Origin of the sequence: Synechococcus sp. HK05 (assembly GCF_019104765.1) — a bacterium.
Taxonomy (GTDB): domain Bacteria; phylum Cyanobacteriota; class Cyanobacteriia; order PCC-6307; family Cyanobiaceae; genus Vulcanococcus.
Genome location: NZ_JAHRXJ010000004.1, coordinates 405,085 through 419,122 on the forward strand (window position 1 = coordinate 405,085; position 14,038 = coordinate 419,122).

The window sequence follows — 14,038 nt, forward strand, 5'->3', positions numbered from 1 at the left end:
GGGCGGCGGAGGCGCGCGTTAAGCGGAGGTCAACATTCGCTCAAGGCGCGTTCATGTTCACGGCGCTGAAACTGCTCCACCGCCTCCGCCATCGGGCCAAGGAGATCGGCAAACGAGGGTTCGTTCTCCCAGCCCATCGGGAAAGGAGCAGGCCCCTGCCCGGGTTGGTTGTCATTGGGAAGGCCGGTGATCAGCAGTGAACTGCGCTGCTCACTCACGATTGCCCAGAGCCACTTCACCAACAGGGTGATGCGGTTTTCGTCGTCAGGCATAAACGCCAAGTGGGCGAGGGCCCACAGCACCCAGCCGGGAAAGCCCGCAAGCTTGATTCCCCGCAGGTTGGCCACGGCACTCAGGCGGCCTAACACCGCCATGCTGCCGAAATCCACATAGCGGAAGGACTGATGTGGGCGGCCTTCGAGTTTGGCGCGAAGATCACGGCCCACCCACTGGCCCATCTGCGTGGCCGGGCCAGCCATGCCAGGGATGGCTTGCCCATCGGCACTGGCGTGGGCGTAGTGGCAAAGATCACCGATCACCCGAATCTCCGGGTGACCAGCAATCGAGAAATCGGGCTCCACGATCACACGACCGCCGCGATCCAGGGCGCAACCGGTGGCGTCCGCCAGTCGCTGGCCGAGCTTGGAGGCGCGCACACCGGCGGTCCAAAACACGTTTGCTGCCTGCACCACCCGTTCGTCGCCATCCACGAGGCGGATCACCACCGCACCGGGCTGCAGGTCGCTGACCCGGCCCAGCACCAGTTCAACGCCCTTGGCCTGCAGATTGGCGGCCGCAGCCTCCGACAACAGCTCAGGCATCTCCTTGAGCACCCGCCCTCCCGACACCACCAACACCACCCGGGTCTGCTCAGGATCAACACGGCGAAAATCCTTCGCCAAGGCGCGCCGCATCAGCTCCGCGACCGAGCCGGCCAATTCACAACCGGAGGGGCCACTGCCCACCACCACCACGGTTTGCAGAAACTGGCGCTGCTTGGCATCCACCGTGCGCTCCGCCTCTTCGAGCGCCATGAGCAAACGGCGGCGAATCTCCTCGGCGTGCTCCAGGATCTTCATCGGCGGTGCCAAGGCGCGCCATTCCTCATGGCCGAGATAGGTGCTGCCGGAACCAGTGGCCAGCACAAGATGGTCGTAACGGAGATGGGTACCGTTAAAGGCAACGCTGCGCTCAACCGGATCGATCTGACGCACCTCCCCCAGCAGAATCTGCAGATTGCGTTGGTCGCCCACCAGCATCCGCAGAGGAATCGCCACATCGCCGCGGGACACCAAGCCCGTGGCCACTTGATACAACAAGGGCGCAAAGAGATTGAAGTTGCGCTTATCGATCAACGTGACGCGCACCTTCGCTCCCTTGAGCGCGCGGCACACCCGCAGGCCGGCAAAACCGCCGCCCACCACCACCACATGGGGCCATGTGGATGTTTCGGGCGACTCCAGCTCTAGAAAAAAGCGCTCGGCCATGGTGCACTCAGGCAGATAGGCCGAAGGTATTGAGGGGCAAGCGGCGGGCCTGTGCTGTGCAACACAGCCGGGCGACCCGTGCCTCAGCGCACCAGTTCTGGCAGGGCCGCCGCGGGGACGTTGCGAATCACTTCCACTTCAGCGATGACCGCTGGATCCGCCTTGAACGCCTTCCATTGCGGGGTGGCGATCAATTGGGCGGCTGCAGCAACACCCAGACGCTGGCCAGCCTGCACATCGCTGGGGTAATGCACACCGCATAAGACGCGGCTGTTGCCGCCATGACGCCCCACCTCCACCAGCCGCAGGCGTCGCTCGGGCACCAGATCGGCCAACAGCTCAGACGCGGCCCGAAACCAGGTGGCGTGACCAGAGGGGAAGGAATAACCCTGCTCCAGAGGCAGGCAAGGCTGGATCCTGGTATCAGCGACGAACGGCCGAGGGCGCTGATAGCGATCTTTCAGCGTGTCTTTCACGGCATCTACGGGCTTCAGGAAAGCCTTCAGCGCCGCGTTGATCGTTGGCGTGGTCTTCACCACATCAACGCCAAGCGCCCGGCTGAAGCTGCCGGTGTTGCGCTCCAACAAGGTCCATGTGTTGGCAGCCATCTCCGGTGTGCGCGCCCCCTGCAGCCAGAGCAGGATGGCCAGATCTTGTCGGGCGAGCTCGCTATCCGAACGCGGTGGCAATCCCACAACCCGGCTGAGGGGGGCGATCGATAAATCAACACCTTGGGCGACCGGTGGTTCGGCTCGAGCAGCAGGCGAAGCCAGCGACATCGCCATCAAGGAAGCGACCAGCAACAGCGAGCGCTGCACAAGGCAAGGGGGAACGATGGGAGTCATGGACGGGATCGAGGAATGAGCGCCGAACATCGCTGGGAGCCATCCAGCAAGGCAGCCTGGCTGTAGCGGGTCACCAAGGGTGTTGAGGAATCCTTGGCGTAGATGAAGCGATAGAGCGTGTCGAAATCGTCGTCGGCGATCGGTGGCATGGCATCCCACCCCAGGCCAGCAGCGAGCAGGGGCAGATGGCGGTGTTCCCAGAAGAGCACAACCAAGCCACCCTGCAGGGCTGGATTGCGGAGAATCTGTTCTCCTGAACGCCGGGAATCCTGAAGAGATGAGCGGTCGATCCGAATGTTCACACCACTGGCAACACCAAGCGGAACAGCCGTTTGATAACTACGGGCGTTCTTACTGGTTTCGGCATCCAACGCATACGTGGTGATCTGCGTGGGCGCTCCAAAACAGGCCGGTAGAACGCTGGCCAGCGCCAGTGCCCGTTGCAGACCTGCCGGCGAAAGGTTGTAGCTGCGATCAGAAGGCGCCTTGTGGCCATGGCGCATGAGCAACACCTGGGCGGGGCGGGACCGCACGGGCTGCTCACACCAAGCCACGAACAGCGAAGCCAGGCCACACGCCGTGAACAGAGCAACAAACGGGCGCAAACCGGATAAACACCGCAGAGATGCAGCTTCAGTGTGCTGCAAGGTTGCAGATCCACGATCGCGGGGGCGACACCCCAAGGTGCAACGCAACACCTGCCCATCAGCCAGAACAACGAAACAATCAATGGGGCCGGCTCTCGATCGGTATGCCCGAACTCGCATGGACAGCCAAGGTGCACCAGGCGAGCATCCTGCGCCTGCGCCCCTTGATCGCCAACAGCCTGGACCTTGAACTGCAGCGCCGGCATTGCCGCGATGGCTACCTGCTGCTGAGGGAAGCAGGGCTGCCTCGCCATTGCCAGGCCGAAGCCGTTGTGGTGACGATGCACTGGAAGGATTCACGCACCAACCTCTGCCACATCAGCGTGGCGAGCCAGGAGAGCGATCACCCGGAATCCACCCGCTGCTGGGATGTGGCCCTACGGCTACGGCGCCTGCTCCAGCCAACCAAGCCATAACCTGACCGCAACCTTGAACTCCTAAAAAAGGCTCATCCCTCTGGCAAACCATGGCCACCGCTCAGCCGCCGCACGAGCTGTATCTCAATCGTGAGCTGAGCTGGATCGAATTCAACAAACGCGTGCTTGCGCAGGCCCTGAATCCACAAACGCCCCTCTTGGAGCAGGCCAAGTTCAGTGCCATCTTCAGCAATAATCTCGATGAATTCTTCATGGTTCGGGTGGCGTCACTGCAGTCGCAGGTGCACGCAGGCGTGCAGAGCCTTAGCGAGGATGGAAGGACGCCAAGGCAGCAACTGGATGCCATCCGTGAGCAGCTGGAACCCCTGTTGCAACAACAGCAAGATCACTACCGCCGTGATCTGAAAAGCAACCTGTCCAACCACGGCATTTTGCTACTGGATTACGAGGATTTATCGCGCAAGCAGAAAGATTGGGCAAACAGCTACTTTCACACCAGTGTATTCCCGGTGCTGACGCCCCTGGCGGTTGACCCAGCCCATCCCTTTCCATTTATCAGCAATCTCAGCTTGAACATCGCGGTCACCATCCGCGACCCAAACACCCAACAACAACAATTCGCACGCATCAAGGTTCCGCAGAAAAACCTGCCGCGCTTTGTGAGCATTCCGCCTGAACTCCACGGGGGCCGAACACCGCAGCCGCTGTTCATGGGCTTGCCCCTCGAGCAGTTAGTGGCCTTCAACCTGCAACGCCTGTTCCCGGGGATGTTGATCGAGGGCCATCACTTCTTCCGGGTTACCCGAGATGCTGATCTCGAGCTGCGTGAGCTCGAAGCCGACGATCTGATGGAGGCCCTCGAGCAGGGCCTGCGCAAACGGCGCATGGGCGGCGAAGTGGTGCGCTTGGAGGTGGCCGACGAAATGCCGCCAGAGCTCGTGGAGCAGCTGATGCGCGGCATGGAAGTCGACGATTTCGACGTGTATCGCATCAATGGCCCGCTGGGATTGGACGATCTGATGGGTTTGCTGGCGATCAACGCCCCCCAGCTCAAGGATGCGCCGTTTCGAGGCCGAACCCCCAAACAGCTCCGCACCACCCAGAGCAGCCAGCTGGAGGATGGCTCACTGCAGAATCAGGATTTTGAGAGCATCTTCCGCGTGATTCGCCGCGGTGATGTGCTGCTGCATCACCCGTTTGATCTGTTCTCCACCTCTGTGGAGGAGTTCATCAACCAGGCCGCCGACGATCCCCACGTGCTGGCGATCAAAATGACGCTCTATCGGGTATCGAAAAACTCGCCAATCATCGCTGCTTTGATCCGAGCCGCCGAAAACGGCAAGCAAGTGATGACCCTGGTGGAACTCAAAGCCCGCTTTGATGAAGACAACAATATCCAGTGGGCACGGCAGTTGGAACGCTCAGGCGTGCATGTGGTGTACGGCGTGCTGGGCCTCAAAACCCACACCAAGATCACGCTCGTGGTGCGCCGTGAACAGGATAATCTGCAGGGCTATTGTCACATCGGAACCGGAAACTACAACTCCAAAACATCCAGCCTCTACACCGATCTTGGGATCCTCAGCTGCAACAACGAGCTGGTGAGCGATCTGGTGGATCTGTTCAACTACCTCACCGGTTTCTCCAAACAGCAGGAGTTCCGCCGCCTACTGGTGGCACCAGTCACCCTGCGGCGACGCATGCAGGAGCTGATTCAGCGCGAGATCGAGCATGCGCGCGCTGGCCGGCCCGCCGCCATCAAAGCCAAGATGAATGCCTTGGTGGATCCAGGCATCATCGCCTTGCTCTACGAAGCCTCCCAAGCGGGAGTGAGCATTGATTTGGTGGTGCGCGGCATGTGCAGCCTGCGGCCGGGGATCGCAGGCGTGAGTGAAAACATCCGTGTGGTGAGCGTGATCGGACGACTACTGGAGCATTCCCGCCTGTTCTGGTTCGCCAATCACGGCGACGCTGAACTGTTCCTCGGCAGTGCCGACTGGATGCCCCGCAACCTGGATCGACGCGTGGAGGCGGTGGTGCCTGTTCTTGATCCCCAGATCAGCCTGCAGTTGGAGTGGTTGCTGCAGCTCTACCTCGACGATGCCCACGGCTGGCTGATGCAAGCCGATGGCAGCTATGTGGTGCGCAACCCCGAGGCGCCGGGCCCCCTGGCCCAGCAGGAACTGATGGAGCTCTGGTCGCTCAAAAGCGCTCGGGCTGAGGCGCTTGCCAGGTGGGAGCCAACCGCTGACGCTGCACCAACACCTGGGCCTTCCGTTCCAACCTGCGGCGATCCAACCACCACAGCCCAAAGCGACCCTCTTGCGCCAGCAGCGGGCTAAGCAAAGGCCCCCAGTGGCGGTGCTGCGCGAGGTGCAGCGGCGCCGCCACCAGGATGTGACTGCTGCGCTGAGGCGCCTGTAAGCGCGGTTCATGGCGTAGACGATCCTCAAGATTCACCAGCTCCTGGGCACTCGTTCCTTCGTAGGCAATCGGTGCGCGGGAATAGAAGTGAAAGCTCGGGCGGATCACACCCAAGAGTGCGATCGGCTGCCCTTGTAGCTGCTCAGCGCCCTGCAGAGCACGGGCACGAAGGGCGAGCGAGCGGATCGGTTGGCTACGCAAGCCATCCCCCAGCCGAAGCAGCGGCAAAAACACGGCAGGAACAAGCAAGAGCCAGCTCACCTGAACCGCCAATACCGGCCAGGTGAACCGCTCAGCAGGGCTGGGGATGCTGAACCAGAGTGCAAGCAAACCACCCGCCACAAGCAACACCAGCGCCGGGGTGAGCACACCGGAGGCGAGCACAGCAGGCGCCAGACCCACCAGATCTGGATCGCCAACTTGAGCGAGCCATTGCGGGGCGAATGCCAAGGCCAAGCCAAGGCTCAGGGAAGCGAAAGCGCCTAGCCGCACGCACCAGCGCACAACCCAATCACGCTCCCGCAACACAGAAGCCGCCAACAGGGCAGCCGCTGGCGTGGCGGGCAACCAGTAGCTGGGAAGTTTGGTTGCCGACACGCTGAACAGCAGCAACACCGCCAGCAACCAACACGCGGCAAAACGCGGCAAACCCGGCCCTCGCCGCAGGCCGCGCCAGAGCCCCAACAGAACCAACGGGCTCCAGGGAAGACTGGCAACGATCAGCATCGCCCCGTAAAACCACCAAGGAGCCGCGTGACGGTTCACCACCTCGGTGAAACGCTGAAGGTTGTGATACCCAAAAAAGCTCTGGGCAAAGGCCGGGCCCTCTCGCCACAGCGCGCCGGCATACCAGGGGGCTGCCACCACGAGGGTGATCAGCAGACCGCGCTGCGGCTGGAGACGCCGGCAAACATCCGGAAGGTTTCGATCCAGCAGCGCGCATCCAGCCCAGGCCAGGGCAAACAACACCAGAGCCACAGGCCCCTTGGTGAGGGTGGCGAGGCCAAGGGCCAGCCAACACAGCCACCATGGGATCCGGGCGCTGTGACACGACCACCAGGAACTCAACAGGGCGAACGCCACCAAGGCGGTGAGCAAGCTGTCGCTCACACCGATACGGCTCCAGAGCATCACCAACGGGCTAAGCCCATAGAACAGCCCTGCCACCAACCACAACCCTTGTGGTCGCGTGAGCACACGGCGCTCCCACCACGCCATGAGCACCATCACCAGCAGCAAGGTGGCACCCGATGCCAAGGCCGAAGGCAAGCTCGCCGACCACGAGCCCAACGCATCCCAACGGCTGTGACCGGGAAGGCAGTACAGGGCCGCCATCAGCCAATACACGAGGGGCGGCTTGTCGTAGCGGGGCAATCCGTTCACCTGAGGGATCAACCAATCACCGCTCTCGGCCATCCCACGCGCTGATGCTGCAAAGAGCGGTGGAGTTTCGTCCACCAGCCCGATACCTCCGAGATCCCAGACAAACAACAACAGGGCGAGCAATGCAGCTACCAGGGCCACACCCCACAACGGAAACGATTTACGGCTTGGCAACAATCAGGGGGCGTAAATAGGGGTGAATGTCACCGGTGACAACGCTGGATAATCCGAATCCATGACTGAGTGCGGCGACATGAATACATGTGGCAGTCGCCAAGGCAAACAGAAAGCGAACTTGATCCGTCACGGCTGAAAGAGAGAGGAGCGGCTGCCTCGCAAGCTGTTCCAAAGCTTTTTGATTTCGTCGTAAGCAGCTTCTTGACTGATCTTGCCATTGCCCTGAAGACCAACGATCAAGCCCACACGATCTGCGAACTGCTCGAGGTTCTGATGAAAGGCCACACGCTCGGGGGTCCAGTCGTCACCACGGTAATGACTGAATCCTTCGAGGGGAGAATGAATGCCCTCTCCATCAGACAGCGGCTTTGGAGACTCAGTCATAGAAGGAACAACCCATGATCCAGGAAGCGAGTGGCTGGGAGTTGACGTTCACCATGATCAGCCGAATCGACCCGAGACATAATCCTGCGTTGCCTGCTGACTCGGTGCATTGAAGATCGTTTCAGTCTCTGCAAATTCCTCCAGGCAACCCACTTTTCCGTCGCCGTCTGCCTTGGGGGTGACATTGAAGAAGCCGGTCATGTCGCTGACGCGCACGGCCTGTTGCATGTTGTGGGTCACGATCACAATCGTGTAGCTCTTCTTGAGCTCATGCATCATTTCCTCGATCTTGAGGGTGGAGATGGGGTCGAGGGCTGAACAAGGCTCATCCATTAAGATCACTTCCGGCTCGATTGCAATGGCGCGAGCAATGCAGAGGCGCTGTTGCTGGCCGCCGGAGAGGGCATAACCGCTTTCCTTGAGCTTGTCTTTGGTTTCGTCCCAAATGGCGGCTTTCCGCAGAGAACGTTCAACCAACTCATCCATATCACCGCGATAGCCATTGATACGGGCACCGAAGGCAATATTTTCGTAAATGCTCTTGGGGAAGGGATTGGGCTTTTGGAACACCATCCCGATGCGGCGGCGCACCTCCACAGGATCCACATTCGGTGCATACAGATCCTGGCCATCGAAAATCACACGCCCTTTGATGGCGCACCCTTCGATCAGGTCGTTCATGCGGTTAAGGGCGCGCAGCACCGTGCTCTTGCCGCAACCGGAAGGGCCAATAAAAGCAGTGACCTTTCCGCGCGGAATCTGCATGTACACACCTTTCACGGCTTCATTGCCGCTGTAGCTGATGCCGACATTCTCAAGTTCCATGCAGAACTCGGAGCCGGATTGCTGCAGATGAGATGGAGAAGGCATGGAGGTGGTCATGGCACAGGCTTAGTGAGGTGCGAAAAAGGAAACGAGAACTCAGGCGCGGGCGAAACGACCCAACCAGCGGGCGAACAGGTTGGCGGCCAGGATCATCACCACCAACACAAACGAGGCTGCCCAGGCCAAGGCGATCTGGGCCTCATAGGGCATGATCGCGAAGTTGAAGATCAACACCGACATGGTGGCGATCGGGTTGAAGAGGCCCTCCTGCCAGAAGGGGGAGAAGAGGGCTGTAAAGATCAGTGGTGCGGTTTCACCGGCAGCTCGAGCAATGCCCAGCACGACACCGGTTGCAATCGGCGTGAAGGCCGCCGGAAGCGTGATCCGCGTGATCGTGACAAATCGGGAGGCACCGATCCCAACGGCGCCCCAACGCAGTTCCTGAGGCACGAGTTTCAGAGCTTCGTCGGTGGTTTTGATCACCGTGGGCAGCATCAACACCGAGAGAGCAACACCACCTGCCATCGCGCTGTAGCTCTGGCCGAAAAACAGGCGCGTGCTCACGATCAAGCCGTACACAAACACGCCGCAGATAATCGACGGCACTCCCGAGAGAACATTGGTGCCAAAGCGCACGAATTGGGCAAACCAACCGGAGCGGGAGTATTCAGCCAGATAGATGCCGCCACCCACGCCCACGGGAATGGCGATCAAGCTGGCGATCAAGGTCACCACAATGGTGCCAACGATGGCATTGCCAATCCCGCCGCCCTCAAGGCCCGGCGGAGGTGGCAACTCAGTGAGCAGCGAAAGGCTCAGGAGCGATCCACCCTTCACGAGCACATAGCCGAGCACCAGCAGCAAAGGCAGCACGGCGATCAGCGCGAACACAGATGCCACCACTGTGAACAGCAGGTTCCAGCGGTTACGCGCAAGGGAGCCATTGAAGCGCAGTGAAGAGCGGCGGAACTCTGGCTGCAGAGGAGCCAACGGTGAAGCTGTAGACGTCATGGCAATCAGCTGTACTTGAGGCTCAGACGACGCACGATCCACTGCGCCAGGATATTGACCACCAGCGTGAGCACCATCAACACCAACGCGGCATACATCAGCGCCGACACCTGAAAACCATCGGCCTCACCAAATTGGTTGGCGAGCATCGAGGAAATGGTGTTGCCGGGAGCCAACAGACTCCAGCTGAAGTTGTTGGAATTGCCGATGATCATGGTGACGGCCATCGTTTCGCCCATGGCCCGGCCCAGTGCCAGCATCACCCCTCCGGTGATGCCCGAAACGGCGGCGGGGAGAATCACCCGCAGGATCGCGCCCCAGCGAGTGGTGCCAACGCCGTAGGCGGCCTGACGCAGCTCAGGGGGAACCTGCTGCAGGGAATCACGGGAAATGGCCGTGATGATGGGAAGGATCATCACCACCAAAATCAGAATGGCGGGCGCCACGCCGGGTCCCTGGGCCGTGGTGGAGAAGAACGGGAGCCAGCCGAGGTACACATGAAGCGCCTCAAGCAGGGGACGAAGGAAAGGCTCCATCACAAAAATGGCCCAGAGGCCTAGCACCACCGAGGGGATGGCAGCCAGCAGCTCCACCATCAGGCCAAGGGCCTGACGGATCCACAGCGGAATCAGATTTTCAGTGATGAAGATGGCGGTGCCAACCCCGAGGGGCACCGCGATCACGAGGGCCAGGATCGAGGTCACGATCGTGCCGTAGATCGCGGTGAAGGCACCGTATTGATTGCCGATCGGGTCCCAATCGGATGTGGTGATAAAGCGCAGGCCGAACGCGCCAATGGCCTGATGAGCCCCCGTTAACACCGTGAGCAAAATGCCCAACAGCACCAAGCCCACAATCGAAGCGAGGCCAACCGAGAGCTGGCGGAAGCCCTGGTCGACCAGCTTCTCAGAGGGGGGGCGGCGCCTCAGAGAGAAGAGATCATTTGGTTCGGCAAGCGGCATCGGCAACAGGCCTCATGCACCCAAGCTCCCACGCATCAGCACTCGTGGTTTTAAGAGCCGGTTAAGAGAGCGAATCGAGATGCTTATCGCACCCGTTCCTTGAATCATTCATTAACCAGGGCTTAACGAGGTGGCTCCATTGGCTGGTCAGAGTGGCGCCATGCGTTCCTTTCCACCCGTGGTTGCTGCGCGCTTGGTTGCCCCCCTGTTTGCCGTTGGCCTGGCAGCGGTGAGCGGCGCCGGATTGGCCCAACAGGCCTCCACAAGCAGCAAAACCATCTGGATTTCGGGATCAAGCACGGTGTATCCCTTCAGCGTGGCTGCCATCGCCAAGACGAAAAGCCTCCTGCCCAAAGACGTGACGTTTAGGGCGAGATCGGTGGGAACCAGTGCGGGCTTTCGCGAATTTTGCAGCGGCAAGCTCAGTCTCGCCGCCGCCTCCAGGCCGATCAACAGCGAGGAACTCAAGCGCTGCGCTGCCGCTGGTGTGCGCTTCATCGAGCTACCGGTGGCCTTCGATGCCATCACGGTGGTGGTGAATCCCAAAAACAGCTTTGCCAAAGAGATCAGCACAGCCCAACTGCGCACGCTCTGGAATCGCAAAGCCCAAGGAACGATCCAGCGCTGGAACCAAGTGAACCCGGCATGGCCCAACACAGCAATCAAGCTCTGTGGCCCAGGCAAGGATTCCGGCACCTACGACACCTTCAACAAGGCGATCAATGGCAGCACGACCAATTCCAGGCAGGACTACACCGCCAGCGAAGACGACAATGTGCTGGTGAACTGTGTGGCCAGCCAACCAGGGGCCCTGGGCTACTTCGGCTACGACTACTACCAAGCCAATCGCAGCAAACTGCGGGCCTTGGCCGTGCGGGGCATGAAGGGCACGGTGCTGCCCAGTGTGGAGTCGGTGCAGAGTTCCCTCTATCTGCCGCTCTCGCGGCCCCTGTTTTTCTACGTGAATGATCAGGCTCTAAAGAGCAACCCCGCGATCCGAGCGATGGTGAGCGGCACCCTGCAGCGCGGCGTGAAGATTGCCCAACAGGCTGGCGTGATTCCGCTGCAGGATTCCACCTATCGGCTGGTCACCAACAAGCTGTACCGCAATGTGCTGGGCAGCGCCTTTGCCGGCAACCTCCCCATCGGGTTCACCGTGGGGCAGGTCCTCGAGCGCAGCTTTGATCTGCACAAGCGGCCGCAATATCGCTAATGCAAGGTGTTGCAGGCGACACCCAGCCGCCGATCAGCCGCAAATGGTGCGCATTGCTACTTGAAGCGCCATGTCAAGCGTTAGGTTGGCTTGATTCGAAGGGTTGAACATGTTGGTTAAGACAGGCCAAGGCAGCATCAGTTTTGTGGCGGGTTGCTGCTGGGTGAATTCCGTGATCAAGCCACCTCCCCTGCGCCATGAACACCATGAGCACCCCTCCCCGAACCGATCCAGCCACAACATCCAACCCGGCCGACTCCACAACAGCTGACAGCCATCCCTGCAATGAAGCGCTGATCTCCCGGCAGCGGCAGCGCTACCTCGCCTCACTGCCTAGCGAGGGGGAGCGGCAAAGCGATAACCAATACCGCGAACAGTAATGAACAACGACGGCTGGCCTGGCTGCTCAAGCTTGCGCCGCAACCAGAGCACGTGTACGTCCACGCTTTTGTTGTTGCCGCAGTAGTCGGCACCCCACACCTGCTCAATCAATTGATCCCGGCTCAGGGCACGCCCCGGCTGGAGCATGAAGCACTCGAGCAGGCGAAATTCCCGCGGTGTGAGGTTCACCTCTTCACCATCCACGCACACCCTGCATTGCTCGCGGAACAACTGCAGAGAGCCGGCCTCCAGCACCGTGCCCGCCTGGGATAAACGGACGCTCTGCTCCATGCGCCGCACCCGTCGCAGCATGGCCCGGCACCGCGCCACCAACTCCCGTAGACCGAAAGGCCGCACCAGCACGTCATCAGCGCCGGTATCCAACAACTCCACACGCTCCTCCTCCGTTGCCGCATCAGCCAAGAGCAGCAGTGGCGTGAGCAAATCACGGCGGCGCCAGCGTTGCAACAGCGCCAAGGTGGCAACCAGATCGTGGCGCTCACTGGGCAGATTCACCACCCAAAGCACCGGTCGTTCACCCACCAGCGGAGCGCTGAGCAGGTCTTTCAACTGCTGGGGAGCGGGTTGCTGATCAACCCGAAATCCCTCCTGAATCAGCGCCAGGTGACATTGTTCTCTCCAGATTGGATCATCAGCCACAAGCCGGATCCAGGCCGGCTGGGGGGTGGCAGCCATTGAATCAGCGGTGATGAAAGGTCTGAGGCAAAAAAAGGGGGGCTCCATCAGCCCCCCAAGCGATCCAGGTTTGTCTCAGATCAAGCGCCGATCTTGGCCACAGCGGCTTTGGCCTTCTTGAGGATGTCGCCCTTGAGGGGCACATAGCCGAGGCCGTCAGCCTGAGCCTGAGCGGGGCCCAGCAGGTAAAGCATCGCCTCACGGATCTTGCCAGCCTTGGCGCCGTTCCCCTTCTGGTAAGCCAGGATCCAGGTGAGGGTGGAGATGGGATAGCTGCTGGCGCCGGCGGGATTGGGATCTTCGCCAGCCAGGTTGGCGTCGAGCTTGATGTTGTTCAGGGCAGCAGCACCACCAGCAAGGGTGGGCATCACATACTTGCCAGCCTTGTTCTGCAGGGCCGCAGCTTTCAGCTTGCCCTTCACATAGGCCTGGTTCACGTAGCCGATCGAGCCAGTGGTGTTGTTGAGAACACCAGCAACACCCTCATTACCCTTACCGCCCACACCCACAGGCCACTTCACGCTCTTGCCCTCGCCCACCTTGCTCTTCCACTCGGAGGAGAAGGCGCTCAGGGAGTTGGTGAAGGCAAAGGTGGTGCCGGAGCCATCCGAGCGGTGCGCCACGGTGATGGGGCCCTTACCGCACTTGAGCTGATCCCAGGTCTTGATCTTGCCCAGGAAAATGTCAACAGCCTGCTTTTGGCTGAGCTTGAGGCCCTTGCAGTCGGGCTTGTTGTAAGCGATGGCAATGGTGCCGCCCACGGCGGGGAACTGAACCACACCACGGCTCACCTTGGCGGCTTCCGAGGCCTTGATCGGCTCGTCGGAGGCGCCAAAATCCACAGTGCCAGCCACGTACTGACGCACGCCGGCGCCGGAGCCCACCGACTGGTAGTTCACCTTGATGCCCTTGGAAGCGGCACCAGCGAAAGCGCGCTGATAGAAGGGGGCCGGGAAGGATGCACCGGCACCGTTGAGTACGGATTGTGCAGAGGCTGCTGCAGCGATACCAAGGCTGGAGAGCACGCCGAAGCAGAGAGCCTTCTTCGCGAAGGACATGGAGAGCAACCGTTCAGGAGCTTCCAACGTCTAAACAGCCGCGGCGGGCAGGAGGTTAGCGATTGGTTAAGAGCGCGTGAATGTTTGGTTGTGAACCACAGCGGCGCGTATGGGTGAACACCAGAGGCGCCGAATCATCCGCTCGATTTCGATTCCTGCAAGCAAAAC

General features: G+C 60.7%; 12 protein-coding genes and 1 pseudogene. 3 read left to right on the plus strand and 10 right to left on the minus strand.

Annotation, left to right across the window (positions count from 1 at the left end; all coding sequences use genetic code 11):
* Nucleotides 1-29: 29 nt before the first annotated feature.
* From KUL97_RS05470 to KUL97_RS05480, 3 genes are all read right to left on the minus strand, one after another.
* Entirely contained in the window at nucleotides 30-1,487 is a 1,458-nt protein-coding gene (locus KUL97_RS05470; protein WP_217795931.1) for an NAD(P)/FAD-dependent oxidoreductase, read from the minus strand.
* 83 nt (nucleotides 1,488-1,570) lie between these two features.
* Nucleotides 1,571-2,332 (minus strand): phosphatase PAP2 family protein, encoded by a 762-nt coding sequence (locus KUL97_RS05475; RefSeq protein WP_254896196.1) that lies wholly within the window; start codon nucleotides 2,330-2,332, stop codon nucleotides 1,571-1,573.
* Nucleotides 2,329-2,865: a hypothetical protein gene (locus KUL97_RS05480; RefSeq protein ID WP_217795932.1), complete on the minus strand. Its 537-nt coding sequence runs from the start codon at nucleotides 2,863-2,865 to the stop codon at nucleotides 2,329-2,331. Before KUL97_RS05480 ends, KUL97_RS05475 begins: the two co-directional genes overlap by 4 nt.
* A gap of 218 nt (nucleotides 2,866-3,083) precedes the next feature.
* Between KUL97_RS05480 and KUL97_RS05485 the strand changes: the two genes are divergently transcribed.
* Nucleotides 3,084-3,395: a hypothetical protein gene (locus KUL97_RS05485; protein ID WP_217795933.1), complete on the plus strand. Its 312-nt coding sequence runs from the start codon at nucleotides 3,084-3,086 to the stop codon at nucleotides 3,393-3,395.
* A gap of 50 nt (nucleotides 3,396-3,445) precedes the next feature.
* A complete protein-coding gene (gene ppk1 / locus KUL97_RS05490) occupies nucleotides 3,446-5,698 on the plus strand; it encodes a polyphosphate kinase 1 (protein WP_217795934.1) in 2,253 nt (750 codons plus the stop codon).
* Nucleotides 5,699-6,641: 943 nt separating this feature from the next.
* Here ppk1 and KUL97_RS13725 read toward each other — a convergent pair.
* The 5 genes and pseudogenes from KUL97_RS13725 to pstC form a co-directional block, all read right to left on the minus strand.
* Nucleotides 6,642-7,196: pseudogene (locus KUL97_RS13725) on the minus strand (ArnT family glycosyltransferase); the annotation flags it as partial.
* A gap of 270 nt (nucleotides 7,197-7,466) precedes the next feature.
* Nucleotides 7,467-7,724 carry a hypothetical protein gene (locus KUL97_RS05495; protein ID WP_254896197.1) on the minus strand — a complete coding sequence of 86 codons (258 nt, stop codon included), beginning with the start codon at nucleotides 7,722-7,724 and terminating at the stop codon, nucleotides 7,467-7,469.
* A gap of 57 nt (nucleotides 7,725-7,781) precedes the next feature.
* A complete protein-coding gene (pstB, locus tag KUL97_RS05500) occupies nucleotides 7,782-8,606 on the minus strand; it encodes a phosphate ABC transporter ATP-binding protein PstB (RefSeq protein WP_217795935.1) in 825 nt (274 codons plus the stop codon).
* Nucleotides 8,607-8,645: 39 nt separating this feature from the next.
* Nucleotides 8,646-9,560 carry a phosphate ABC transporter permease PstA gene (pstA, locus tag KUL97_RS05505; protein WP_217795936.1) on the minus strand — a complete coding sequence of 305 codons (915 nt, stop codon included), beginning with the start codon at nucleotides 9,558-9,560 and terminating at the stop codon, nucleotides 8,646-8,648.
* 5 nt (nucleotides 9,561-9,565) lie between these two features.
* A complete protein-coding gene (gene pstC / locus KUL97_RS05510; protein WP_217795937.1) occupies nucleotides 9,566-10,522 on the minus strand; it encodes a phosphate ABC transporter permease subunit PstC in 957 nt (318 codons plus the stop codon).
* Between the two features lie 193 nt (nucleotides 10,523-10,715).
* On the opposite strand from pstC, the gene KUL97_RS05515 reads away from it, so the two are divergent.
* Nucleotides 10,716-11,735, plus strand: coding sequence for a PstS family phosphate ABC transporter substrate-binding protein (locus tag KUL97_RS05515; protein WP_254896198.1), 1,020 nt, complete (start codon nucleotides 10,716-10,718; stop codon nucleotides 11,733-11,735).
* A 333-nt stretch (nucleotides 11,736-12,068) separates the two neighbouring features.
* Here KUL97_RS05515 and KUL97_RS05520 read toward each other — a convergent pair whose 3' ends face one another.
* Together KUL97_RS05520 and pstS are read right to left on the minus strand one after the other, a co-directional pair.
* The gene (locus tag KUL97_RS05520) at nucleotides 12,069-12,812 is read right to left on the minus strand and encodes a winged helix-turn-helix domain-containing protein (RefSeq protein WP_217795938.1); all 744 of its coding nucleotides are present in this window, start codon (nucleotides 12,810-12,812) and stop codon (nucleotides 12,069-12,071) included.
* Between the two features lie 80 nt (nucleotides 12,813-12,892).
* Nucleotides 12,893-13,870, minus strand: coding sequence for a phosphate ABC transporter substrate-binding protein PstS (gene pstS, locus KUL97_RS05525; RefSeq protein WP_217795939.1), 978 nt, complete (start codon nucleotides 13,868-13,870; stop codon nucleotides 12,893-12,895).
* Nucleotides 13,871-14,038 lie beyond the last annotated feature (168 nt).